This is a genomic window from Janthinobacterium kumbetense (assembly GCF_023703445.1).
GTDB lineage: Bacteria > Pseudomonadota > Gammaproteobacteria > Burkholderiales > Burkholderiaceae_D > Janthinobacterium > Janthinobacterium kumbetense.
The window spans coordinates 103,211-125,603 of the sequence record NZ_JAMQGR010000003.1; the positions used below are offsets into that span (position 1 = coordinate 103,211).

Genomic DNA, 22,393 nt, shown 5'->3' on the forward strand with positions numbered 1-22,393 from the left:
AGAACAGGAAATCCTATGTCTGACAACAATCAACACGCGGCCATCGACCTGGAATGGGCCAATCTCCTCTCGCCGCAACGCCGCACGGTCTTGCGCGGCGGGGGACTCGTGGCGGCATTGGCCGCTTCGGGCCTGGCCGGCACGGCCCTGGCGCAGGATGGCGCCGTCAAACGCGCCAAACCAGCACCCGGCAAGAGCCCGTGGGGCGAGCATACGGACACGGCGCCCACGCCGCGCCCCGTCAGCGTGCGGCCCGGCGAGGAAACCTTGCCGGCAAAGCCGCGCGCCTACACGGATATCGAGAGCTATCACGCGCATATCTATTTTGACGAAGACAGTTACCAGAAGGCGGCGCTGATACGCAAGTGGGCGGCCGAGCGTTTCCAGATCGAACTGGGCGACTGGAACCTGGAGCCGCGCGGCCCGCACGTGACGCCGTCGTTTTACTTTGGCTTCACGAATGACTTGCTGCCCGTCATCGTGCCGTGGCTGCAACTCAATAGCCTGGGCCTGACGATACTGATCCACCCGAACACGGAAGATCCCCGCGCCGACCATTTGTATTACGCGCTGTGGGTGAACCGCTCGCAGCCCGTGAATGGCTATGCGATGAAGAAACCGGGGCCGGGCGAGCCGCGAGTCGAGCAAATCTTTGTCAATACGCGCCCGACGGTGAAGGTCGAAACGTCACGCGCATGAGCCGGGCATAAAAAAAACGGCACGCCAGGGTAGCCTGGCGTGCCGTTTTGCCTGAAATACTGCGGATCAGGAATGTTTCTGGATGAATTCGCCGATTTTCGGGCAAATGATTTCGCGCCAGCGGCGGCCCGAGAAAATGCCATAATGGCCACATTTTGGCGCCACGAAATCCTGCTGCATCTCGGCAGGAATGCCGGAACACAGGTCATGCGCCGCCTGCGTCTGGCCGGCGCCGGAAATGTCGTCCAGCTCGCCTTCTACGGTGAACAGCGCCACATTCGTGATGTCTTGCGGACGCACCAGCTGGCCGCCCACTTTCCACGTGCCCATCGGCAGGCTGAATTCCTGGAAAACCGTTTTAATGGTTTCCAGGTAGTACTCGGCCGGCATGTCCAGCACGGCGTTGTACTCGTTGTAGAACTGGCGATGGCCTTCCGCCGGCTCGTCGTCGCCCGTCACCAGGTGCATGTAGAACTCGCGATGGCTTTGCGCGTGACGGCCCGGGTTCATGGCGATGAAACCGGCGTGCTGCAGGAAGCCCGGATACACCTTGCGGCCAAAACCCGGGTAGTTCGGCGGCACCGCGTAGATCACGGTGTTTTCAAACCACGAGAATTTCTTTTCCGTCGCCAGGTTGTTCACTTGCGTGGGTGAACGGCGCGGGTCGATCGGGCCGCCCATCATCGTCATGGTTTTCGGCATGTGCGGATCTTTGGCCGTCGCCATCAGCGAGATGGCAGCCAGCACGGGCACGGTCGGTTGACAGACGGAAATGACGTGCAAGTCAGGCGCCAGCAGGCGGATGAATTCCTGCACATAATAAATGTAGTCGTCCAGGTGGAACGGCCCTTCCGTCAGCGGTACCATGCGCGCGTCCGTCCAGTCGGTGATGTAGACATCGTGCTCGGCCAGCAAGCCGCGCACGGTATCGCGCAGCAGGGTCGAGTGGTGACCGGACAGGGGGGCAACCAGCAAAACTTTGGGCTGTTGCAAGCCAGTGGCTTCTTTCTTGAAGTGAATCAGGCGGCAAAACGGTTTTGTTACGACAACGTGTTCGCGGATGTCGACGTTCTCGCCTTGGACGAGAACGGATTTGATGTCAAATTGTGGTTTTTCGTAGTCTTTGCCAAGGCGGTACATCAGCTCGTAGCCGGCTGCGATGCGTTGCGAAAACGGGGTGTGGGCCAGTGGAGAAACCGGGTTGGTAAATAACTTGGAGGACATGTCTGCCCATTGCATCACCGGAGTGAGGAAGGAGCGTTGCAGTTCGTGCAGTTGGTAAAGCATATATAGTCCTTGTTTAATTCCAAGCGCCAATATCGGCTCAAATATCATAATCCAATTTTACGATATTTGTTGAGGACAAAATGTGCATTACCGCGCATAGGTCCACAGTTTGCGCTTTGGTGTGACAGCGCGCCACACTTGCGTGGATAGACCTGCAACGATGCTCTAAAAGCAAAAAAAGCAGCGTTTCCGCTGCTTTTTGTACATTTTTTCACCGCCACGCCCCTGCGGAGAACAGTGTCTCCGCCGGAAACGCCGCGGCAAGTGCCGTGCGCTTAGCGCACCAGCATGTCGAGCTTGTCCTTGACGTCCTTGTATTGCTCGGCTTCCGGCAAGGCAGCCTTCGTCTTGGTGATCGAAGGCCAGTTACGGGCCAGGTCGACGTTGATCTTGATGAAGGCTTGCTGGTCGCCCGGCACGTCTTCTTCCGCGAAAATCGCGTTCACCGGGCACTCTGCCACGCAGACTGCGCAGTCAATACATTCGTCCGGATCGATTGCCAGGAAGTTCGGGCCTTCCCGGAAACAATCTACCGGGCAGACATCGACGCAGTCGGTATAGCGACAGGCGATGCAGGATTCGGTGACAACGTGGGTCATAACAGTCCTATCAATTTGGGGGGAGGTGCTGTAGCGCCTGCAGGAACCTCGGCGGCGCATACTAAAGCAAAGCATTGTATTTTAAGGCAATTCGCTATTTCTCACAAATCCCGCTTATATACAATACATATAAGCAAATTCATTTTTTGGCAGCGCCGTTGCCGCGCAGAGCGTGCAATTCAGCGACTATCCGGGACGTTACCATGAAGAACGCGGCAAGAAAGCGACAGTCGCCCGATGCTGCAGGGAACAGGACGGGCGAGGCGGGCGCTCGCCGTGTGGTGTTTTTGTTTTACCCAAATCAAGATCGGTAAAAATAAGTGCCAGAACAATCAGGCGCTGGCGCGTATTTGCGTCAGCAACTGTTGCCAACGTGCATTTTCAGCACTGCCATCTTCGGCAAACGTGATGGTGCGGCGCGCGGCCGGTGCCTCGACGGTGATCTGCCAATGGGGGATATCGGCGCCCACCTGTTCGCCCGTGCCCTGCGGGTGCGTGAAAAAACCGCTGCTGGCCAGTGTCGCTTCCAGCCCAGGGCCGGCCGGGTGGGCTTGCGTATCGATGTCGTACTGTTCGCTCAGGCCGGCAAAGCCGCCGCTGCTGCGGGCTGAAATTTTCATGCTGCTCCTTCTTGGGGACGGTGGTGGGGAAATGATGCGGCATGCCTTCGCCTGCGGCTGACCGCTGGCGGGCTTGCGGCGCGGGGCGCTTACCGGGGGGCGTAACTGCGGCACCAGGCCGCCAGTGCTTCGCGCTCCGCTTCCAGCAATTGATCCGATTCGCTGTATTCCGCATGGTTCATGGTACCGCAGCAGGCGCGCCTGTCTTGCACGGCGCCCGCTTCGTCGATGACATCGGGGGCAAAGGTCATTTGTCCATCCTCCGTCATGGCATTGTCCTTGAGCACTTCGCGCACGGTAAAGCTGTTGCGGATGAAATCGAGGTAGCTGGTAAAGCCGTCGGCTTGCGCCAGGGTCAGCATATGACCGGCCACGTCGGCGTACGTGGCCGCCTGGTCGGGGGACGCCACCAGGGCGCGCAAGACCAGGCTGCGCAGGTAGTCGCCGCAACGGTGCAGCACGGCCGCGTCATCTTCCAGCTGGGGCTGGCGTTCGTGGGCAAAGATGTCGGCCAGGATGTCGTAGATAGCGCCTGTAAACACTTGCGAGATGGCGTGCACTTCCGTGCCGGCCTCCGACAATTTGATGTCGTTATCGGCATTGCGCAAGCCGTTCGGCCGGCCCAGCGCCAGGCCGAACTGTTCCGCCAGGTCGGCCAGGAAGGTTTTGTCGTGCAGGTCGGACTTGGTTTGCGCGATCACGGCCTCGACCTGGTCCAGCTGCGACAGGGCCAGGAAGATGGCCGTCAGGTCGCCGAACGATTCGTGCAAGCCGCCCGTCTGCGGTGGATTATTGTTGAGCAGCCAATTCGGCTTGAGGCCATCGAGGATGGCGTGCCCGGTTTCATGCGAGACGATGTCGAGCGAACGGCAAGTGTAGACGCGCTCGGTGGCGCCGCTGGGAATGAAGTCGCCGAACTTGAGGGCCTTGTCGCTGCGGCTGTAATAGGCATTCATGACATTGGGCAAGCCGTGCGGGAACACGCGCAGCGGTGCCGTATTGCTGGCGCTATTCCATTGCCAGGGCAGGGGCGGCGCCGTGTTGTTGCTTGCCATCGCGCGCTGGTACATGGTCAGTGTCATGCGCACGATGGCAAAGGTGTGTACGGCGTCGAATTGGTCGGTGTTGGGCGAGACGATGAAGTCGCCAAAGGCGTTCGGGCTGACCTGGGCGATGCCCGGCTCGCCAAAGGTGATGCGCGCGTCGCGCGGACCTTGCAGTATCAGGCCGGGCAGGAAGGACTTGCGCGTGCCCAGCTCGCTCACGGACGGGTCTTGCTTCCAGATCAGCACGCGCGAACCGACGGGCACGGCGGCCAGGTTGCGGACCGTGGCGTCCGTCAGGCGGGGCGGACCCGGCTGCAGGGTCAGTTGCGCATTCTTGCGGTGCAGGCGGTAGGGCGCAGAGGGGGTAGGGACATAGCCGACAGGCAAGGACACGCATTGGGTCAGCACGGCTTCGACCGGCACGATGACTTTCTGGTCCATGGTAGCTCTCCAAGACACTCGCAACTGGAATGGAGATAGTCGGCCTGCTTCGGTGGTTGCGGTTTGATGCGGCGCAAGTGCGGCGCAAGAAAGCGCGGTTTTTTCCGTGTGCCGGCGTTCCCCATGGCTGCGGCTGCCGCGTGGCGGCTGGTATGATGCTGGCCGTATGGCACCCGTTTTTATAATAAAAGGATCGTTTGATGGCGGATATAAATATAGTTCAGCAACATAAGCTGACAGCAGCAAAGGCGCGCGAAGCGGCGCAGCAAGTGGCCGACAAGCTGGCCCAGGAATATGACCTGGCCTGCGCCTGGGATGGCGATGTGCTGCGCTTCGAGCGTAGCGGCGTCGATGGTTCGCTGACCCTGGAAAAAGAGCAGGCGCAACTGCAAATCAAGCTGGGCTTCATGCTCAGCGCCTTCGCTTCCACGATTGAAGGCAAGATCGCCGAAAAGATGCGCAAGGTGTTTGCCGAGCCAGTTTGATCCGCTTGTCTGGCGCCATGTTTGGTGCTAGAAAACGTGTCGCAGCGATGGGCGAAAAGACGATGAAAACACGTCGCTTTTCGCCTTTTTCACGTCTGACTGTACGCTGGCGAACATTGCTAGCACATTTCTATTTGGAAAGCCATTGGACTTTGGCGGCTTTTTGCGTTATACTTGAGTCATATTTACAACAGCTACACCGCGTTTCACCTTCTGCTTCGCAGTACTCCCCACTCGCTGAGTGGTGAATAATTCATTGGGTTTTACACCCGCATCCAGTTAAAAGTAGCTTGGTCGATTTTTTTTCGGTCAAATACATTTGGTGCCATGTATTTGCATGGCGCTAGCGTTGTTAAAAGTCCTGAACCACAGCCTCTTTTAGCACGCACACGGCACCCCGGCACCGGCTTTGGCCATCCGCTGGTCACATGCGTGTCACCCCCTGTTTCCTGTCGCTCCCGTGCGCTTTTTTGCGCCGTGGCGTAGCCGACGCAACAGGGTTTGCTGATTCCCGCCGCAAGCTGGCAGCTTGCTGGGTTTCATTCCATTCGTCAAATCGAGGGAGAACCACATCGTGGCAAAACAAATCATTATCGACCATGTGTTCAAAGTGTTCGGCGACAAGCCAGAAGAAGCACTTGAACTCGTCCATCAGGGCGCCAGCAAGCAGGATATCCTGGCCCAGACTGACTGCACCATCGGCGTTTTCGACGCCACCTTTACCATTGAAGCGGGCGAGATCTTCGTCATCATGGGCCTGTCCGGTTCGGGCAAGTCGACCCTGGTGCGCATGCTGAACCGCCTGATCGAGCCGACCGCCGGCCGCATCCTGATCGACGGCAACGACATCAATACCTTGCCGGACGCCCAGCTGCGCGCCCTGCGCCGCAAGGACATCAGCATGGTGTTCCAGTCGTTCGCGCTGCTGCCGCAAATTACCGTGCTCGACAACACTGCCTTCGGCATGGAACTGGCCGGCATGCCCAAGGCCGAGCGCCATGCGCTGGCCCAGCAAGCGCTGGAACAAGTGGGCCTGGACGGCTACGGCGCCAGCTATCCCGACGAATTGTCGGGCGGCATGCAGCAGCGCGTGGGCCTGGCCCGTGCGCTGGCCTGCGATCCATCGATTCTGTTGATGGATGAAGCGTTTTCCGCGCTCGATCCGATTATCCGTACGGAAATGCAATCGGAACTGCTGCGCTTGCAGCAAATCAAGCGCCGCACCATCGTCTTCATTTCGCATGACCTCGACGAAGCCATGCGCATCGGCGACCGCGTTGCCATCATGAAAGACGGCCACGTGGTGCAAGTGGGCACGCCGGAAGAAATCCTGCGTAAACCTGCCAACGATTACGTGCGCAACTTCGTGCGCGGCGTCGATGCGGCGGCCGTCTTCAAGGCCAGCGATATCGCCCGCAAGAGCCAGATCGTCGTGTCCGAGTCGCCGAGCCGCGGCTCGCGCGCCGCGCTGTCGATGCTGGAAGAGCAGGATCGCGCGTTTGCCTACGTCGTCAATCCGCAGCGCAAGTTCCTCGGCGTCGTCTCGGCCGATTCGCTGCGCAGTGCGCTCGACGGCCATGTCGGACCGCTGGGCCTGGCGCATGCCTATCTGCCCGACGTGCAGACCATCAATGCAGATGAGCCAGTCGCCGGCCTGTTCGGCCAGGTGGCGCAACTGCCATACGCCGTCCCTGTGGTGGCCAATGACGGCAGCTTCCGCGGCGCCATCAGCAAGACAACCTTGCTGAAGTTCCTCGACCGCGACACGCCAGCCATAGCCGAACAACAACAGAAAGGACAAGCATGAACCCAAGCACCGTTTCCGCAGTAGAACCTGTTGTTGAACAGGCCGCTCAAATCAATCCTTGGGCGCTGACGCCGCCTACCGACGCCAGCACCGCCTGGCTGGACGCCGCCGCGCCTGCCGTGCAGCCGGAACATGCGTCCGGCTTTCACCTGACGCAGATTTTCGACGGCTCGCTGCCGCTGGAAAGCTGGATCAACCAGGGCCTGGGCTGGGTCGTCGCGCATTTCCGTCCCTTCTTCCAGGCCGTGCGCGCACCGATCGACAGCGTATTGTCCGGCGTGGAAGGCGTGCTGCTGGCCGCCCCGTCGCTGACGGTGATCGCCATCATCGGCTTGCTGGCTTGGCAATTTACCAGCCGCACCCTGGCCATCGGCACCGTGCTGGCGCTGCTGCTGGTGTCGATGCTGGGCATCTGGCCGGAAGCCATGACGACCTTGTCGCTGGTCTTGACGTCGCTGGCGTTCTGCCTGGCCATCGGCTTGCCGTTGGGCATCTTCCTTGCCAGCAGCGACCGCGCGCAGAATATCCTGCGCCCCCTGCTGGATGCCATGCAGACGACGCCGGCCTTCGTCTACCTGGTGCCCGTGGTGATGCTGTTTGGTATCGGTAATGCGCCTGGCGTGATCGTGACGATCATCTTTGCCCTGCCGCCGCTGGTGCGTTTGACCAACCTCGGCATCCGCCAGGTGCGTCCCGACCTGATCGAAGCGGCCCGCGCCTATGGCGCCTCGCCGTGGCAGTTGCTGACCCGCGTGCAATTTCCGCTGGCCATGCCATCGATCATGGCCGGTATCAACCAGTCGCTGATGCTGTCGTTGTCGATGGTCGTGATCGCCTCGATGATCGCCGTCGGCGGCCTGGGCCAGATGGTATTGCGCGGCATCGGCCGCCTGGACATGGGCCTGGCCACCGTGGGCGGCCTGGGCATCGTGCTGCTGGCCATCACCCTGGACCGCTTGACGCAAGCGATGGGCCAGCCACGCCGCGGCGTGCGCCACTGGTACCAGACGGGTCCTGCCGGTTTCGTGCTGCGCCTGGTGCGCGGCAATGCGGAGAAAAATAATGTTGAACAGCAAGTAACGCTGGCCAACGCACAATAAAGGATACACATGCATCAAATCGACAATTTCAAAGTGACGCAAAAATCGCAACGCAAGTTCCAGCTGTTTTCCGCCCTGGCGATCGCCGCCATGGCCCTGACCACCAGCCTGGCCATGGCGCAGACGCCGGCCGCCGCTGCAGATGCGCTGCCCGGCAAGGGCGTCAAGGTGCAACCGCTGCAAAGTTCTATCGCGGAAGAAACCTTCCAGACCATGCTGGTCGACAAGGCCTTGGAAAAGCTGGGCTACGACGTGCAGCCGATCAAGGAAGTGGAATACCCGACGGCGCATATCGCGATTGCCAACGGTGACGCCACCTTCATGGCCGTGCACTGGGACCCGATGCACAAGGATTTCTATAACAATGCGGGCGGCGACGCCAAGCTGTCGCGCACGGGCCAGTATGCGGGGCCTGCCGCGCAAGGTTATCTGATCGACAAGGCGACGGCGGAAAAGTACAACATCACGAATATCGACCAGTTGCGCGACCCCACCCTGGCCAAGCTGTTCGACCACGATGGCGACGGCAAGGCCGACTTGACGGGCTGCAACCCCGGCTGGGGCTGCGAAGCGCTGATCGAGAACCACATGGATGCGTATAAATTGCGCGAGACGGTGACGCATGTGCAGGGCAGCTATGCGGCCCTGATCGCCGATACCCTGGGCCGCTACAAGCGTGGCGAGTCCATCCTGTATTACACGTGGACGCCGTACTGGGTCAGCGGCGTGCTGGTGCCGGGCAAGGACGTGGTCTGGCTGAAAGTGCCGTTCTCGGCCAATCCGGACAAGGTGAATACCCGCCTCGACGATGGCAGCGACTACGGCTTTGCCGTCAACACGGCGCGCATCGTGTCGAACAAGGCCTGGGCGGAGAAGAATCCGGCCGCAGCCAGGCTGTTCGAAGTGATGCAATTGCCGGTAGCGGACATCAATGCGCAGAACGAGCGCATGCGCCGCGGCGAAAACACGCAAGCCGATATCGCGCGCCATACGGCTGGCTGGATCAAGTTCCACCAGCAGACGTTTGACGGCTGGATCGCGCAAGCGCTGGCGGCGGCGAAAAAGTAAGTTTGCGGCTGAGACAGGCGTAAAAAAAGTGGCTACCGATTTGGTAGCCACTTTTGCTTTTTTAGCCTGTTTTTTGTGGTTTTTGGTGAGTTTTCAGCCGTTTTCGGCCTGTTTCTCTGCAAAACAGGCGTTTTCAGGTTTAATCCTTCAAGTCTTCGATCAGGTCGATGTATTGCTGTTGCGCCTCTTCCTTCGAGGTGCCGGCCAGGGCCGCCCAGGCGTCGAACTTGGCGCGGTTGACGAAATCGGTCATGCCAGGACGCTCGCCCGTGGCGTCGCCGCTCGACGCTTGCTTGAACAAGGCGTAGATTTTCAACAAGGTCATATTGTCCGGACGCTCGGACAGGGTCTTGGAATCGAGCTGCGCTTGTTCGAATTGCTCTTGTAAACTCATGATGGCTCCTGTGTGCTGATGGAATCGCTGGAAAAGTGCGGCAGGCCCGGCGGAGTGGCCACCGTGCGTGCTGCAGTGCCTGACATCATAGTGAAAAAAGCGCGCCGTGCATTAGAGGACACACTCAAAACAAAAACGCCGCCGCTGCGTGAACAGGGGCGGCGTCGGTACAGTCGCTTGAGCGCTGCGGAGTCGGTGCTTATACGCCCAGCAGTTCGACGTCGAAAATCAGGGTGGCGTTCGGAGGAATCACGCCGCCGGCGCCGCGTGCGCCATAGCCCAGTGCTGCCGGGATGATCAGCTGGCGCTTGCCGCCCACTTTCATGCCTTGCACGCCTTCGTCCCAGCCTTGAATGACGCGGCCGGCACCCAGCGGGAATTCGAATGGATCGTTGCGGTCCTTGCTCGAGTCAAATTTCGCGCCGGCGCTGCCGTCGTCGTTTTGCAGCCAGCCCGTGTAATGCACGACAACATTGTTGCCGGCTTGCGCTTCAGCGCCTTCGCCAACGGTGGTGTCGATGTATTGCAGGCCGGAAGCGGTAGTGGTGGTGGTCATGATTATCCTTGTGTAGGCGATGAAAGCTTCAGATTGTAGAGCAATGAGTTGCAAAGCGCCATTCCAGGCCTGGCACGGGGAAAAAACGGAAATTACGGCGATGTGTGGCTGCCGGCAGCATTTAAGGGGGGATTTCACACAATAAATACAGTGTTCCACGTAAAATGCATGTTTTGTATTTAACAGTGATTTTTGCCATGTTCCGCAGTCTACGCCGCCTTGTTTTTTCCTCGCTGTGCCTGGTTTCCGCAATATCGACGGCGCAAGCCGAAGTGGTGGTGGTGCTCAATTCCCGTGATGCTACGGTGCAACTGCTGGACCAGAAAACCTATGCTCCCCTGTCCACCTTTGCCGTCGGCAAGGAACCGCACCATCTGATGGAAACGCCGGATGGCAAGTCGCTGATCGTCGCCAGTTCCGTCGGCAACGAGCTGATTTTCCTCGACCCCGTGTCGGGCCAGATCCAGCGCCGCATCAGCAACATCCTCGACCCGTACCAGATCGGCTTTTCGCCGGACCAGAAATGGTTCATCTCGAACTCCCTGCGCCTGGACCGCATCGACCTGTACCGCTACGACGGCAAGAACCTGACCCTGGCCAAGCGCATCCCGCTGCCAAAATTGCCCAGCCATATGGCGTTCACGGCCGACAGCACCATGGCTTTCATTACGCAGCAGGGCAGCAATCAGGTCAGCGCCATCGACCTGGCCACGCAAACGGTGAAATGGACCATGCCTGTCGGCCCGGCGCCGGCCGGCATCACGATGACGCCCGATGGCAAGCATTTGCTGGTGGGCATCATGGGCAGCGATTACGTGGAAGTGATCGACTGGCGCACGCAAAAGACCGTCAAGCGCATCAAGGCGGGCGCCGGCACGCACAATTTCCGCGCGCTGGGCGACAACCGCATGACGTTTGTCTCGAACCGCGTGTCGAACACCATCAACATCATCGACCAGCAAACCCTGGAAAACGTGGGCACCATCAATGTGCCGGGCGGCCCCGATTGCATGGAAATCACGCCGGACGGCAAGACCATGTGGGTAACGTTGCGCTGGATCAAGAAAGTGGCCGTGATCGACTTGACCACGCGCAAGGTGATCAAGACCATACCGGTGGGCCGCTCGCCCCATGGCGTGTATTTCGCCACCCACTCGCCGCGTATGTGATGAGCAGGTGATGATGAAACGCTTCATTTTCGCGGGCCACGCGCCCGCCATGCTGCTGTGCGTCAGCGCCATGCTGTCGCCCGCGCATGCCGCCGCACCTGCTGCCGTACCTGTTGCCCGAGCCGCATCTGCAGCTGCATCTTTAGCGCCAGCCGCCTGCAAGGGCACCATCTACATGACCTTCGACACGGGTAGCCAGTCGCAAGCTCAGCTGATCGCCGACGTGCTCAACAAACGTCATGTGAAGGCAACCTTCTTCCTGGCCAATGAAAAGACCACGCGGGGCGACTATTCGCTCGATGCCTCGTGGGCGCCGTACTGGAAAGCCCGCGTGGCCGAAGGCCATGCATTTGGCACGCATACGTTTGACCACGTGTACTGGAAGAAGGATCTGGCCAACGGCTTGATCCAGGTCAAGCCCCAGTTCGGCAAGGATGGCGGCAAGCTGGCGTCGTTCACGGATCAGCAGTTCTGCGAGGAATTGCGCCGCGTCGATACGCGCTTCCAGGAGCTGACCGGCCGCAAGCTCGACCCGTTCTGGCGCGCGCCGGGCGGCTACACGTCGCCGCGCACCCTGGCGGCCGGCAGCTCCTGCGGCTACCAGCACGCGGGCTGGGCGCCGGCCGGCTATTCGGGCGATGAATTACCCAGCGATAAGTATCCGAATGCCACGCTGCTGAAAAAAGCCCTGGCGAACTTGCGTAGCGGCGATATTTTCATTGCGCATATGGGCATCTGGTCGCGCAAGGATGCATGGGCACCGGCCAACCTGGACGCCTTGATTTCCGGCCTGCAAGACAAAGGTTTCTGCTTTGCCACCCTGCGCGAGCACCCTGCCTATGCGCAGAAGAAGGGCCAGCCATGATCGCCGCCGACATCGTCAGCTTCGTCACGCCCGTCATCGATGCCGTGGTCGACGCCTTTGGCGCGGCGCAAGGCTGGCTGTTCCAGACCATCGTGAACCCGCTCGTGTATCACCTGGGTTTTGGCGAATTCACGGAAGAAGCGTTCGAGGGCACGGAGTGGCTGCTGATCGGCCTGTGCGAACTGGTGCTGCTGTTTCTCGTGCTGCGTCCGCTCGAAGCCTTGATTCCCGCGCAAAAGATGACGGACCCGCGCGCCCGCTGGAACGATTTCATCTACACCGTGCTGCACCGCATCGGCCTGTTTTCCGTCGTGGTGTTCTTCACGCTCGATCCGCTGATGGATGCATTGGCGGGCGCCTTGCGCTTCGACAATATTCATCCATTGAACCTGGAATCGCTGTTGCCCGGCATCAGCCCCTTGCTCAGTTTTATCATTTATTTTGTGATACTGGACTTCGTCGATTATTGCTACCACCGGGCCTCGCACCATTTCGGCTGGTGGTGGGGCTTGCACAGCCTGCATCACAGCCAGCAAAACATGAATTTGTGGAGCGATGACCGCAACCACTTGCTCGATGACTTCCTGCGCGACGTGGTGATGGCCCTGGTGGCGCTCGGCATTGGCGTGCCGCCTGGCCAGTATGTGCTGCTGGTGTCGATTTCGCGCATTTTGCAAAGCTTGCAGCATGCGAATGTGAGGATACACTTCGGCCGCATCGGCGAGCGGCTCTTGATCTCGCCCCGTTTCCACCGCATGCATCACGCGATCGGCGTGGGGCACGAGTCGAAAGGCAAGGGCAGCATGGGTGGTTGCAACTTCGGCGTGGTCTTGCCGATTTGGGATATGCTGCTGGGCACCGCGAATTTCTCGGCGGGCTATGCGCGCACGGGCGTGCGCGACCAGCTGGCCCGCATCGACAGCAACGGTGTCGGCCGGCCGGGGCGCAACTATGGCCGCGGTTTCTGGCAGCAGCAATGGCTGGGCCTGCGTCGCATGGTGGAATTTGCAAGAATTAAACGAAAAGGACGCCGTTGATGCGTAATGTGTTGAATTCGTATGGCCGTGCTTTCCTGTCGCAATTGCATGGCAGGATACTGCTGCTGAGCGTAGCGCCGTTCATCCTGTCGCTGGTGCTGTGGGGCGGCTTGCTGTATGTGGGCTTGCAGCCGCTGATCGACAGCCTGCACGCGCTGTTCACGCAGTACGATTTCTTCCGCACCAGCGGCCAGGTGCTGACCACCTTCGGCCTGGGCGTGCTGAAAGCCGTGATCGTGCCGCTGATCGCCATGTTCATGCTGCTGCCGCTGATGATCCTGACGGCGCTGATCTTCATGGGCCTGTTCGCCATGCCGGCCATCGGCCGCCATATCGGCGGGCGGCACTTTCCTCAGCTGGAAAAGAAACATGGCGGCAGCCTGCTCGGCAGCGTGGGGACGTCCCTGGCCACCTTTTTGCTGTTCATCGTCGCCTGGGTCATCCTGCTGCCCCTGTACGCGTTTCCGCCGGCCGCCCTGGCGGGGCAAGCCGTGCTGTGGGGCTGGCTGACCTACCGCGTGATGGCGTATGACGCCATGGCCGATTACGCCAGCGTGGACGAGCGCCACGCCATCATGCGCACGCAGCGCTGGCCCCTGCTGGCCATCGGCATGGTGTCCGGCGCGGCCGGCGCCGTGCCGGGCTTGCTGTGGATGGGCGGCGCGATGTCGGTGGTGTTCTTCCCCTTCCTGGCGGCGTTCGCCATCTGGCTGTACGTGCTGATCTTCATCTTTACGGGGCTGTGGTTCCAGTATTACTGCCTGGAAGCACTGTCGCGTTTGCGGGGCGTACGCGGCATGACCGACGTGGCGCCGGCGGACGCTTGAGTATTTTTATCGAATTCTACGAGGAAGCTTCATGGCTATCGGATTGATCATCATCGGCGACGAAATCCTGTCGGGCAAGCGCACGGACCAGCATTTCCCGAAAGTGGTGCAAATGCTCAAGGCGCGGGGATTGCAGCTGAGCTGGGCGGAATACGTGGGCGACGAGCCTGCCCGCCTGGTCGCCTTGCTCAAGCGCAGCTTTGCCAGCGGCGACATCGTCTTCAGCTTCGGCGGCATCGGCGCCACCCCGGACGACCATACGCGCCAGGCGGCGGCCGATGCGCTGGGCTTGCCGCTGGTGCTGCATTCGCAGGGCAAGATCAATATCCAGCAGCGCATCACGGAAATGGGCGTAGAGGCGGGCGTGCCGGCCGATCTGAACTCGCCGGAAAACCTGCACCGCCTGAAAATGGCGGAATTTGTCGAAGGCGCCGAGCTGATTCCGAACCCGTACAACAAGATTGCCGGCTTTGCCGTGCGCGAGCATTACTTCGTGCCCGGCTTTCCCATCATGTCCTGGCCCATGATCGAATGGGTGCTGGACACGCATTACCCCCATTTGTTCAACCAGGTGCCGCATGCGGAACACGCCTTGCTCGTGTACGAAACGGCCGAATCCCTGCTGACGCCGCTGATGGTGCGGCTGGAAGCGGAGTTTCCGTTGATCAAGGTTTTCAGCTTGCCCAGCGTGGGCGACGCGCAGACGCGCCGGCACATCGAACTGGGCGTCAAGGGCGAGCCGGCGCAAGCGGCGGCGGCCTTCGCGCAGATGTGCGCCGCACTCGATACCTTGCAGGCGGAATACACCACCATCTGACATGCAGCCAGCCCGGCGCCGGCGGCTTTTCCGCTGGCGTGCCGCCCGCCTTGCATCTTAGAGCCTATCCCAGCAGGGGATGTATTCATCTACTGGGATAGGCTCTTAGTACGCAAGCGTACATTCCAAGACGTTGTTTTTTTGCGAAAATCTTCAATGAAGCAAGATTTTTGTGCGCGCTCGTCAGTCGTTTTCATGCCGATGTGGTGGAATGGTGAACAGGGGCCTTGCGTGTCAAACGCGGGGTCGCCTGCCTGTGCAGTAGCGTGTTTTTTCGATTTACCGGTATGGACATCATGTTAAGCAAGCTTTGTTGTGACCGGCCCTGGCTGGCTCTCGTCTTACCCTGCGCGGAGCGGTATCGCTGCCGCATTTCCCGCGCCGTCCAAACCCAACCTTACCCCAGCATCCCATGAAAGACACAGGCGTCAATCTGGCCGCGCAAGAGCGGCCCCCCTCTGATCCAGCTGCCGAGGCGCCGCCGCCGGCGAGCCCGCCGAAGAAGCGCCGTTCGCGCATCTGGCCCATCTTTGCCATCATCCTGCTGGCGCTGATTGCCGGCGTGGCCTGGTTCGTCATGCGCGAAGTGCGCACGTCGGCCCTGCAGGCGGAATTTTTCACGCGCCTGGACCGCCAGCTGACGTTCAAGGTCGAGCCCGGCCCCGCACCGGCGGGCGCCATCCGCTATCCGCAGCACGGCCCGTATGACGAGCGCCTCGGCTATGCCAGCTTGCCGGATTTTATTAGCAAGCTCAATGCGCGCGACTATGAGGTGACGGCGCAGGCGCGCATGTCGCCGAAGATGGTGCAACTGGTCGACCGGGGCATCTTTGCCACGTATCACGAGAAAAACCGCGCGGGCCTGAGCATCCTCGATTGCCGCGCCGCCCCCCTGTTCGCGGCCAGCTATCCCGAGCGCATGTTCGACGGCTTCGCCGAAGCGCCACCCGCGCTCGTGCAAAGCCTGCTGTTCATTGAAAACCGCGAATTGCTCGATCCGGGCACGCCCGAGCGCAATCCGGCCGTGGAATGGGACCGCCTGAGCAAGGCGATTCTGGACAAGGCGCTGAACCTGTTCGGCGGCCACCGCGGCGGCGGCGGCAGCACGCTGGCCACGCAAATTGAAAAATACCGCCATTCGGAAGACGGCCGCACCAGTTCCATGCAGGACAAGCTGCTGCAGATGCTGTCGGCCAGCCTGCGCTCGTACCAGGATGGCGAAAACACCATGGAAGCGCGGCGCAAGATCGTCGTCAATTACCTCAATACCGTGCCGCTGTCGGCAAAGAGCGGCTTTGGCGAGGTCAACGGCATCGGCGACGGCATGTGGGTCTGGTATGGCCGTCCATTTGCCGAAGTGAAAACTTTGCTCAAAGGTAATATGGACCAGCCGGGCAGTGCGCTCGCCTACAAGCAGGCGTTGAGCTTGCTGATCGCGCAGCGCCGTCCCTCACATTACCTGGTGGCAGGCGGCGCCGACCTGGAAGAGCTGACCAACAGCCATCTGCGCCTGCTGGCGCAAGCGGGCGTGATCTCGCCGCAGCTGCGCAATGCGGCCATCGCCGAGAAGCTGCGCCCGTCGACGGCCTCGGGCGTGCAATCGGAAGCGTCGACCTCGTTCGTCACGCGCAAGGCGTCGAATGCCGTGCGCAACCACCTGGCCAGCATGCTGGGCGATCCGCGTTTGTACAACCTCGACCGCCTCGACCTGAAAGTGGTCAGCACGCTCGATGCGCAGGCGCAAAACGCCGTCACCAAGGTCTTGCGCGAGCTGCGCGACCCGGAAGTGGCGAAAGCGGCCGGCTTGACGGGCAAGGGCATGCTGGGCAATGGCGACCCCGCCAATGTGGTCTACAGTTTTACTTTGCTGCAAAAGGGCGAACAAGCCAACTTGCTGCGCGTGCAGACGGATAACTACGACCAGCCGCTCGACATCAACGAAGGCGCCAAGCTGGACCTCGGTTCCACGGCCAAGCTGCGCACTCTGGTGACGTACATGGACATCATTGACCAGTTGCACCAGCGCTACAGCGGCATGGGCGCCGCCGAACTGGGCAAGATTGCCGTCGATCCGAAGGACATGCTGTCGCAGTGGGCAATTGCTTATTTGAAACCTTTGCCGCTGGGCGAAGCGCGCAATTTACCCGCCATGCTGGCGGCCGCCATGGAGCGCAAATATTCGGGCAACCCGGGCGAAGGCTTCTTCACGGGCGGCGGCTTGCACCATTTCGGCAACTTCTCCAAGCTCGACGACAGCCGCATCATGACGGTGCAGCAGGCGCTGCGCCAGTCGACCAACCTGGTGTTCGTGCGCCTGATGCGCGACGTGGCCCGCTACTACATGTTTTCGCGTCCCGATTCCTCGGCCTCGCTGCTGGCGGACGCGGACGATCCGCGCCGAGCCCAGTACCTGAGCCGTTTTGCCGACAAGGAAGGGCGCGAATTCCTGCACCGCTTCTACCAGAAGTACCGCGGCAAGAGCGTCGACGAGCAGGAAAAGATTTTATTGGCCAGTATTCGCCCGACCCCCGTGCGCCTGGCGAATATCTTCCGCACCATCAATCCGAAGGGCACGGTGGCCGAATTTGGCGACTTCCTCAACGCCAATCTACCGTCGCAAAACGAAGTGCCGCCCGAGCGCGTGGCCAAGATGTACCAGCAGTATGCGATGGAAAACTGGTCGCTGGCCGACCGGGGCTACCTTGCCAATGTGCATCCGCTGGAACTGTGGATGGTGGCGTATCTGCGCCAGCACGAAGGTTCCACCCTGTCGCAGATGGTGGCGGCCAGCGAAAAGGAACGCCAGGAAGTGTATAAATGGCTGTTCAATACGCACCGCAAGCACGCGCAGGACCGCCGCATCGCCAACTTGCTGGAAGTGGAAGGGTTCCTGGAAATCCACCGCCAGTGGAAGAAGATGGGTTACCCGTTCGACTCGCTCGTGCCGTCGTATGCGACCACCCTGGGCGCGTCGGCCGACCGTCCCGCCGCGCTGGCCGAGCTGATGGGCATCATCATCAACGATGGCGTGCGCAAACCCAGCGTGCGCATCGATTCCATGCATTTCGCCGCCAATACGCCGTACGACACCATGGTCAAGCGGGGCACGAAGGTGGAAGCGGAGCAAGTGCTGTCGCCGGACGTGGCCAAGGCAGTCGCCAAGGCCATCCGCGAAGTGGTGTCGGACGGCACGGCGAAACGGGCGAAGACGGCGTTTGTCGGCGCCGACGGCGTGCCGATCCCGATGGGCGGCAAGACGGGCACGGGCGACCAGCGCTTCGACGTGTATGGCGCCGGCGGCCGCCTGATCGAGTCGCGCTACGTGAACCGTTCGGCCACGTTCGTCTTCAATATCGGCGAGCGCTTCTATGGCAGCATGACGGCGTATGTGCGGGGGCCGGAATCGAAGAACTACGATTTCACCAGCGCCTTGCCCGTGCAACTGCTGGTGTCCCTGGCGCCGAGCCTGATGCCGCTGATCGAGCCGCCTGCGCCAGCCGAAGGTGTGGCCAAGCAGTGCACGAATTAAATCGTTGCTGCATTAAAAAGCCGGCCTGAATGGGCCGGTTTTTTTATGGAGGAGAAAGAATCCATGGAAAGAACACAGCAGATCTTTGCGCAATATCACCGCTTTGACGATGGCGCGCTCGTATCATTCGAGCAAGCATATGGACCCCGAGGCGTGCAGAGCGTGCGCATCGTGTTGTACGCGAGGAATCATGAACTGGAGGGCAACATCTGGCGCAAAGTCGCCATCACGGTGGGGGATGTGCGGGAATTGATGATAAAAACGCCGGGCAACTTCATCAACCGCATCTGCTGCGGCGTGAAGCTGCTGCGCTTTGGCGATGTCTGGTGCGTGGATGTCGACGGCACGTATGCGCACGACGACCCGGCGACCCTGGAGGAGGTGCGTCGCGATGGCGATTGCTACGTTATCGGCGGCACGGTCGAGGCAATCGAACTGGACTAACCGGCAAACACGGCGGTTTTACCTTCCAGGCGCGCGTGATACGCGGCGATGGCCGGATACTCGGGGCGCTGCATGGGCGCCATCAGCCAGCGCTTGACGGACAGGCCCAGCACGATATCCGCCAGGGTGAACGTTTCGCCGCACACATACGCGCCCGTGCGCTGCAACTGCTGTTCCAGCACGCCCATCATCTTGTTCCATCCGGCAATACCTGCGGCCAGCTGGGCTGCATCCTGGTGTGCGGGGCTGTGGCGCACCAGCGACATGAAGGCGTAGCGCCAGCTGTTGTTGAGGTCGCCCATTTGCCAGTCCATCCATTTTTCCACTTCCGCGCGGGCACGCGGATTACTCGGCAGCAAGTCGTCGCGGCCCGCCTGCGCGCACAGGTAGCGGCATATCGTATTCGATTCCCACAGCACCAGGTCGCCATCGAGCAGCACGGGCACCATGGCGTTCGGGTTCAGGGCCAGGAAGGCCGGGTCGTCCGTGGCGCGAAAGCCGCTGCCCCAGTCTTCGCGTTCGTACGGCAGGTCGAGTTCCTCGCACGTCCACAAGACTTTGCGGACATTGATCGAGGCGGCTTTTCCAAGAATTTTCAGCATGCAGGGCTCCGAAGGGCGAATGAGTGATCTGCCACTGTAGCGGAAATGACCACGCCGCGCATGTGAAAGTGCCTTGCATAGTTGCGCTTTTCTTGGCATCGTAGCCACCCATGAAACCTATGCGCCACCACATGTCCAAAATCCTCGCGTTCAGCCGCTTTTCCGTGCGCGATTTCCTCGCCACCGCCGGTCCCACCTTGCTGCTGGTCGGCGCGTTTTGCGCGCTCGCTTACTGGCTGGTCGACCCGGCGCCGCCACGCAAGGTAACCCTGTCGACAGGGCAGGACAATAGCGCTTACGAAGAGTTCGGCAAGAAGTACGCGGCCACCCTGGCCAGGCACGGCATCAAGGTAACCTTGCAGCCGTCGCTGGGTTCGCAGGAAAACCTGCAGCGCTTGAATGCGGGCAAGACCGATATCGCCTTCGTGCAAAGTGGCTCGACGGAACACGACGATGCCGAGCGCCACGGCCTCATTTCCCTGGGCAGCTTGTTTACGGAACCCGTCTGGCTGTTCATGCGCGAAGACAAGGCCGTGACGGAGCTGACGCAATTGAAGGGCATGAAGATCAACCTGGGGCCGGAAGGCACGGGCGTGCCCGGCCTGTTTCGGCAGTTGCTGTCCGTCAATGGCGTGGAAGCCAAGGAGTTGACGGTGAGCGACTTGCAGAACACGCCCGCCACGGTGGAACTGCTGGAAGGGCGCATCGACGGTCTCGTGTTCAGCTCGGCGCCGGAAGCGCCGCTGATCCAGATGCTGCTGCAAACGCCGGGCATCAAGCTGTTTGATTTTTCGCAAGCGGAGGCGTACACGCGGCGCCTGCCGTTCCTGACCCACGTCGTCTTGCCACGTGGCATCGTCGACCTGGGGCAAAACATTCCCGCGCAGGATTATCACCTGATCGCGCCGACGGCCACCCTGGTCGCGCGCGAAGACTTGCATCCGGCCCTGATCGACCTGTTCGTGCAGGCGGCGGCCGGCATCCATGGCGGCACGGGCTGGTTCCAGCAGCAGGGGCAGTTCCCGTCCGCGCGCTACACGGAAATTCCCGTGGCGCCGGAAGCGTTGAAATTCTACAAGGATGGCGCGCCCGTGTTGCAGCGTTACATGAGTTTCTGGCTGGCCAATTTCTTCGACCGCATGTGGGTGCTGGTGGTGGCGCTGGGCGCCCTGATCCTGCCCCTGTCGCGCGTCGTGCCGCCCCTGTACGTGTGGCGCATCCGTTCGCGCGTGTACCGCTGGTATGGCCAGCTGCGCACGGTGGAGCAGGCGCTGGAAGACGTGCCGGAAGACCGGCGCGCGCACGTGTATGCGGAACAATTGAAACGGCTCGACCAGATCGAGGAAATGGTCAACCAGATCTCGATTCCCCTGTCGTTTGCCGATGGCCTGTATGGCTTGCGCAGCCACATCAATTTCGTGCGCAAGCGCATCCTGACCCTGATGGGCGAGCATCCGGCCGCGGAGGCGGCCGAGCCGGCCTGAGCGCTTAACCCGCTTAAACGAGGGTGATCGACAGCTTGCGCCCGAGTAGCGCGGCGGCCCGTTCCAGGGTGGAGAGGGTTACGTCGCTGCTGGGGTCAAGCAGGCGATCGAGTTGCGAACGGCTCGTCTGCAGCAGCGCCGCCATGCGCGTCTTCGACAGCGATTGTTCCTGCATGGCCTGCGTCAGTTGCCACGCGATCACTTCCTTGATGGCGCGGGTTTGCGTTTGCTCAAAGATGCCTTCTTCCTTGAGGAAGTCGTCGAGACTGCTGCCGAGGTGGGGAGCGGTGGCGTTCATGTCAATTCCTTGTGGCGTTTGCGGGCCAGCGCCAGGTCGTCGTCCGGCGTGGCGCGGGTTTTCTTGATAAAGCCGTGCAGCGCCACCAGGCAATCGCCGTGATGGCAGATCAGCACGCGCGCAATGCGGTTGCCGGGCAAGCTGCTGCGCACTTCCGACACACCGTGCCCCAAGTGCCGGCACAAGGGCATGCCCACGGGCCAGCGCCATTGCGCATGCATCAAGTCTTGCCCGATCGCATGACGTTCTTCGACGGGCAAGGATCTGAGCCAGTCGCGCACGGGTTCGCCACCATTGCCGTTCGCATAGAACAGCAGGGTAATCTGCCGCAAGCCGGAAGCATCCATGACGCACCTCTACGTTGTACTATATAAGGTACATACTCGCAAGGTAAATCTGCGCCGCTCTTGAGAAAAGCGGGCGCGCATGGATGGTTGTAGCCGATGGCGGGCCGCATGGTGGCTCGCCAGATCAAACACTGTTCAGATAATTCGGCAGCCAGCGTCAGGCGCCCAGCCACGGCAAGCCCGCCTTGCACCAGCCCCCGATCTGCTTGCGGTGGCCGTCGGCGTCCTTGTCGCCCTCGAAGCCTTCGAGGATGTCGAAGCAGTTGATATAGCCGTGCTCGGTGGCCAGCTTGGCCGCATGGCGCGAACGCACGCCGGAGCGGCACAGGAACAGCAGTACCTCGTCCTTGCCGGCCTGGGCCGCCAGCTGCGCGAGGAAGTCGGGATTCGGCACGCCGCCCGGGTAGGTGGCCCACTGCACCGCACCATGCTGGGTATCGGCGATGTCGACGCGGCCCACCCAGTCGCGCTCGGCAGTCGTGCGCACATCGATGAGCTTGACGGCGGCATCGCCTTGCAGCAAGTCATACGCTTCCTGCGGCGTGACGGCGCCGGCATACGGCGTACCTTCATTGGCCCGGCTGCGGGCGGTGGTCAGGATGTCGGCGGCGGTGGTCATGGCGTCCTCGATGAAAGTGGGCAGGTGTGTGTACGATTATAGTGCGCCGTCCGCGCCCCGCAAACGGGAATCCATGGTGCACGGCGCATGCACCACAAGGAGGCATTTTTCGGTAATTCGCACAAAATGCACGATAATGGTGCGTTATTCGTTTTTTGCACTTGCTTAGTGCATTCTTGATTTGACGCAAACGCGTGTCAAAATCGCGGGCATGAAAACTTTCACTGGGATGGCAGTAATTTTGTCTCCGGCA

23 protein-coding genes are annotated in these 22,393 nt (G+C 60.9%); 13 read left to right on the plus strand and 10 right to left on the minus strand.

The window, feature by feature from the left end; translation table 11 throughout:
* Nucleotides 1–15: 15 nt before the first annotated feature.
* A complete protein-coding gene (locus NCG91_RS11425; RefSeq protein ID WP_251349782.1) occupies nt 16–699 on the plus strand; it encodes a DOPA 4,5-dioxygenase family protein in 684 nt (227 codons plus the stop codon).
* Nucleotides 700–765: 66 nt separating this feature from the next.
* On the opposite strand, the gene NCG91_RS11430 is transcribed toward NCG91_RS11425, so the two are convergent.
* The 4 genes from NCG91_RS11430 to NCG91_RS11445 form a co-directional block, all read right to left on the minus strand.
* Nucleotides 766–1,986, minus strand: coding sequence for a polyhydroxyalkanoate depolymerase (locus NCG91_RS11430; RefSeq protein ID WP_077400193.1), 1,221 nt, complete (start codon nt 1,984–1,986; stop codon nt 766–768).
* A 275-nt stretch (nt 1,987–2,261) separates the two neighbouring features.
* Entirely contained in the window at nt 2,262–2,585 is a 324-nt protein-coding gene (gene fdxA / locus NCG91_RS11435; protein ID WP_010395176.1) for a ferredoxin FdxA, read from the minus strand.
* A gap of 332 nt (nt 2,586–2,917) precedes the next feature.
* Nucleotides 2,918–3,205, minus strand: coding sequence for a protealysin inhibitor emfourin (locus NCG91_RS11440; protein ID WP_251349783.1), 288 nt, complete (start codon nt 3,203–3,205; stop codon nt 2,918–2,920).
* An 89-nt stretch (nt 3,206–3,294) separates the two neighbouring features.
* Complete coding sequence (locus tag NCG91_RS11445; RefSeq protein ID WP_251349784.1) at nt 3,295–4,692, minus strand: gluzincin family metallopeptidase; 1,398 nt, start codon at nt 4,690–4,692, stop codon at nt 3,295–3,297.
* A gap of 200 nt (nt 4,693–4,892) precedes the next feature.
* Here NCG91_RS11445 and NCG91_RS11450 point away from each other — a divergent pair, with 200 nt between their 5' ends.
* The 4 genes from NCG91_RS11450 (at nt 4,893) to proX (ending at nt 9,152) form a co-directional block, all read left to right on the plus strand.
* Nucleotides 4,893–5,177 carry a polyhydroxyalkanoic acid system family protein gene (locus tag NCG91_RS11450; RefSeq protein WP_077400202.1) on the plus strand — a complete coding sequence of 95 codons (285 nt, stop codon included), beginning with the start codon at nt 4,893–4,895 and terminating at the stop codon, nt 5,175–5,177.
* Nucleotides 5,178–5,751: 574 nt separating this feature from the next.
* Entirely contained in the window at nt 5,752–6,984 is a 1,233-nt protein-coding gene (gene proV, locus NCG91_RS11455) for a glycine betaine/L-proline ABC transporter ATP-binding protein ProV (protein WP_099668215.1), read from the plus strand.
* Nucleotides 6,981–8,084 (plus strand): glycine betaine/L-proline ABC transporter permease ProW, encoded by a 1,104-nt coding sequence (gene proW, locus NCG91_RS11460; RefSeq protein ID WP_251349785.1) that lies wholly within the window; start codon nt 6,981–6,983, stop codon nt 8,082–8,084. The genes proV and proW overlap by 4 nt, the downstream gene beginning before the upstream one ends.
* Before the next feature lie 9 nt (nt 8,085–8,093).
* Nucleotides 8,094–9,152 carry a glycine betaine/L-proline ABC transporter substrate-binding protein ProX gene (proX, locus tag NCG91_RS11465; RefSeq protein WP_251349786.1) on the plus strand — a complete coding sequence of 353 codons (1,059 nt, stop codon included), beginning with the start codon at nt 8,094–8,096 and terminating at the stop codon, nt 9,150–9,152.
* 139 nt (nt 9,153–9,291) lie between these two features.
* Here proX and NCG91_RS11470 read toward each other — a convergent pair whose 3' ends face one another.
* Both NCG91_RS11470 and NCG91_RS11475 read right to left on the minus strand, forming a co-directional pair.
* Nucleotides 9,292–9,546 (minus strand): acyl-CoA-binding protein, encoded by a 255-nt coding sequence (locus NCG91_RS11470; RefSeq protein ID WP_034782468.1) that lies wholly within the window; start codon nt 9,544–9,546, stop codon nt 9,292–9,294.
* Nucleotides 9,547–9,745: 199 nt separating this feature from the next.
* On the minus strand, nt 9,746–10,102 hold the full coding sequence (locus tag NCG91_RS11475) for an FKBP-type peptidyl-prolyl cis-trans isomerase (RefSeq protein ID WP_034782471.1): 357 nt from the start codon (nt 10,100–10,102) through the stop codon (nt 9,746–9,748).
* A gap of 197 nt (nt 10,103–10,299) precedes the next feature.
* Between NCG91_RS11475 and NCG91_RS11480 the strand changes: the two genes are divergently transcribed.
* The 7 genes from NCG91_RS11480 (at nt 10,300) to NCG91_RS11510 (ending at nt 18,790) form a co-directional block, all read left to right on the plus strand.
* Nucleotides 10,300–11,271 (plus strand): YVTN family beta-propeller repeat protein, encoded by a 972-nt coding sequence (locus NCG91_RS11480; protein ID WP_034760259.1) that lies wholly within the window; start codon nt 10,300–10,302, stop codon nt 11,269–11,271.
* A gap of 10 nt (nt 11,272–11,281) precedes the next feature.
* Nucleotides 11,282–12,136 (plus strand): polysaccharide deacetylase family protein, encoded by an 855-nt coding sequence (locus tag NCG91_RS11485; protein ID WP_251349787.1) that lies wholly within the window; start codon nt 11,282–11,284, stop codon nt 12,134–12,136.
* Nucleotides 12,133–13,173, plus strand: coding sequence for a sterol desaturase family protein (locus NCG91_RS11490; RefSeq protein WP_251349788.1), 1,041 nt, complete (start codon nt 12,133–12,135; stop codon nt 13,171–13,173). Before NCG91_RS11485 ends, NCG91_RS11490 begins: the two co-directional genes overlap by 4 nt.
* The gene (locus NCG91_RS11495) at nt 13,173–14,000 is read left to right on the plus strand and encodes an EI24 domain-containing protein (protein ID WP_099665319.1); all 828 of its coding nucleotides are present in this window, start codon (nt 13,173–13,175) and stop codon (nt 13,998–14,000) included. The genes NCG91_RS11490 and NCG91_RS11495 overlap by 1 nt, the downstream gene beginning before the upstream one ends.
* 31 nt (nt 14,001–14,031) lie before the next feature.
* The gene (locus NCG91_RS11500) at nt 14,032–14,817 is read left to right on the plus strand and encodes a competence/damage-inducible protein A (protein WP_251349789.1); all 786 of its coding nucleotides are present in this window, start codon (nt 14,032–14,034) and stop codon (nt 14,815–14,817) included.
* 412 nt (nt 14,818–15,229) lie between these two features.
* Nucleotides 15,230–18,346, plus strand: coding sequence for a transglycosylase domain-containing protein (locus NCG91_RS11505; RefSeq protein ID WP_251349790.1), 3,117 nt, complete (start codon nt 15,230–15,232; stop codon nt 18,344–18,346).
* A 63-nt stretch (nt 18,347–18,409) separates the two neighbouring features.
* The gene (locus tag NCG91_RS11510) at nt 18,410–18,790 is read left to right on the plus strand and encodes a hypothetical protein (protein ID WP_251349791.1); all 381 of its coding nucleotides are present in this window, start codon (nt 18,410–18,412) and stop codon (nt 18,788–18,790) included.
* Here the strand turns inward: NCG91_RS11510 and NCG91_RS11515 are convergent.
* Nucleotides 18,787–19,392 (minus strand): glutathione S-transferase family protein, encoded by a 606-nt coding sequence (locus NCG91_RS11515; RefSeq protein ID WP_251349792.1) that lies wholly within the window; start codon nt 19,390–19,392, stop codon nt 18,787–18,789. The genes NCG91_RS11510 and NCG91_RS11515 overlap by 4 nt on opposite strands.
* Before the next feature lie 131 nt (nt 19,393–19,523).
* Between NCG91_RS11515 and NCG91_RS11520 the strand changes: the two genes are divergently transcribed.
* Nucleotides 19,524–20,876, plus strand: a complete 1,353-nt coding sequence (locus tag NCG91_RS11520) for a TAXI family TRAP transporter solute-binding subunit (protein WP_251349793.1) — start codon at nt 19,524–19,526, stop codon at nt 20,874–20,876.
* Between the two features lie 13 nt (nt 20,877–20,889).
* On the opposite strand, the gene NCG91_RS11525 is transcribed toward NCG91_RS11520, so the two are convergent.
* The 3 genes from NCG91_RS11525 to NCG91_RS11535 all read right to left on the minus strand — a co-directional run bounded on the left by NCG91_RS11525 (nt 20,890) and on the right by NCG91_RS11535 (nt 22,140).
* Nucleotides 20,890–21,174, minus strand: coding sequence for a helix-turn-helix domain-containing protein (locus NCG91_RS11525; protein ID WP_251349794.1), 285 nt, complete (start codon nt 21,172–21,174; stop codon nt 20,890–20,892).
* On the minus strand, nt 21,171–21,521 hold the full coding sequence (locus NCG91_RS11530; RefSeq protein WP_251349795.1) for a type II toxin-antitoxin system RelE/ParE family toxin: 351 nt from the start codon (nt 21,519–21,521) through the stop codon (nt 21,171–21,173). The genes NCG91_RS11525 and NCG91_RS11530 overlap by 4 nt, the downstream gene beginning before the upstream one ends.
* A 157-nt stretch (nt 21,522–21,678) precedes the next feature.
* Entirely contained in the window at nt 21,679–22,140 is a 462-nt protein-coding gene (locus NCG91_RS11535) for a rhodanese-like domain-containing protein (RefSeq protein ID WP_099665312.1), read from the minus strand.
* Nucleotides 22,141–22,393 lie beyond the last annotated feature (253 nt).